At 66.1% G+C, this 1,675-nt stretch carries 2 protein-coding genes; both read left to right on the top strand.

Features of this window, described 5'->3' with window-relative positions; translation table 11 throughout:
* Positions 1-58: 58 nt before the first annotated feature.
* Positions 59-1,117: a phosphoribosylformylglycinamidine cyclo-ligase gene (gene purM, locus VJ307_00425; GenBank protein HJX72589.1), complete on the top strand. Its 1,059-nt coding sequence runs from the start codon at positions 59-61 to the stop codon at positions 1,115-1,117.
* On the top strand, positions 1,114-1,675 hold a 562-nt coding region (gene purN, locus VJ307_00420; GenBank protein ID HJX72588.1), incomplete at its 3' end, for a phosphoribosylglycinamide formyltransferase. The genes purM and purN, both read left to right, overlap by 4 nt.

The raw sequence follows: 1,675 nt of genomic DNA, 5'->3' as shown, positions 1-1,675 counted from the left end.
GAGACTTGCGAGTCAGTAACGTGGGGGTGCATTCTGGGGCCATTCGAGAGGAAAAATCGTGAAAAAAACGGTCACCTACGCCTCCGCCGGCGTGAACATCGACGAGGGGGAGCGGATGGTGTCCCTCATTCGCCCGATCGTCGGGACGACCCGGCGCCGGGAGGTCCTGGGAGGGATCGGGGGGTTCGCGGGGTTCTTCCGGTTCCCCGCGGGGAAATACCGCGATCCCGTCCTCGTCTCGGGCACGGACGGCGTGGGGACCAAGCTCAAGGTCGCCGCGATGGCGAAGCGGCTCGGGACGGTGGGGATCGACCTTGTGGCGATGTGCGTGAACGACATCCTGGTCCACGGGGCCGAACCGCTGTTTTTTCTCGATTACTACGCCACGGGCAGGCTCTCCGCGCGGGAGGGGGCCACGATCGTTTCGGGGATCGCCGAGGGGTGCCGGCAGGCGGGATGCGCCCTCCTCGGGGGAGAGACCGCGGAGATGCCCTCCGTGTATGCCCCGGGAGAATTCGACCTGGCGGGGTTCGCGGTGGGAGCCGTCGACCGGAAAAATATCATCGACGGAGGCGCCGTGCGAGCGGGAGACCTCCTCGTGGGGCTTTCCTCGTCGGGGCTCCACAGCAACGGGTATTCCCTCGTGCGGAAGGTCGTCTTCGGACCAATGAAAAAGAAGATCACCTCCCGGGTCCCGGAATGGGGCGCAACGGTGGCCGAGGAACTCCTCCGCCCGACGAGGATCTATGTCCGCCCGGTTCTGTCCCTCTCCCGGAAGATCCGGATCCGGGGGATGGCCCACATCACGGGGGGAGGGATCACCGGAAACGTCCCGCGGGTCCTGCCGCGCGGGCTGGTGGCCGCCGTCGAAACCGGGACGTGGACGGTGCCGCCGGTCTTCTTAACCCTCGTCGAAGCGGCGCGGCTTCCCCGGGATGAGGCGTACCGGACGTTCAACATGGGGATCGGCATGGTCCTGATGGTGCGGCCCCGGGACACGGATCTCGCGTTGCGGCACTTCCGAAGGGCCGGCGTCCCCGCCTTCGTGATCGGGGAGGTCCGACAAGGAAGAAAACACGGGAAACCCGAGGTCCTGCTGGAGGGAGGGAAGCCATGAGCGAAAAACCGACGATCGCGGTACTCATCTCCGGGAGCGGCTCCAACCTGCAGGCGATCATCGACACCTCGGAAAAAGGGGAGATCCCCTGCACGGTCGGGATCGTCATCAGCAACAAGGCCGACGCCTACGGCCTCGTACGGGCGAAAAAGCACGGGATCCCCACCGAGGTGGTGGATCACCGGGCTTTTTCGGGCCGGGAGGAGTTCGACGCGAAACTCGTCGAGATCCTCCGCGGATGCGGGGCGGAGCTGGTCTGCCTCGCCGGGTTCATGCGGGTGCTCACCCCCGTGTTCGTCCGCGCCTTTCCGAACCGGATCCTGAACATCCACCCCGCCCTTCTCCCCTCCTTTCCCGGGACGCACGGACCCAGGCAGGCTCTCTCCTACGGGGTCCGTTTTTCGGGATGCACCGTGCATTTTCTCGACGAAGGGGTCGACACCGGCCCCGTCATCGTCCAGGCGGTCGTCCCCGTGTACGACGACGACACGGAGGAGACGCTCGCCGCGCGGATTCTCGTGCAGGAGCACCGGATCTACCCGATGGCGATCCGCCTGT

The sequence above is a fragment of the Candidatus Deferrimicrobiaceae bacterium genome (assembly GCA_035256765.1).
In the GTDB taxonomy this organism is placed as follows: domain Bacteria; phylum Desulfobacterota; class Deferrimicrobia; order Deferrimicrobiales; family Deferrimicrobiaceae; genus CSP1-8.
Note: the sequence above shows the minus strand (reverse complement) of the source record. Positions and strands in the feature narration are given on the sequence as shown.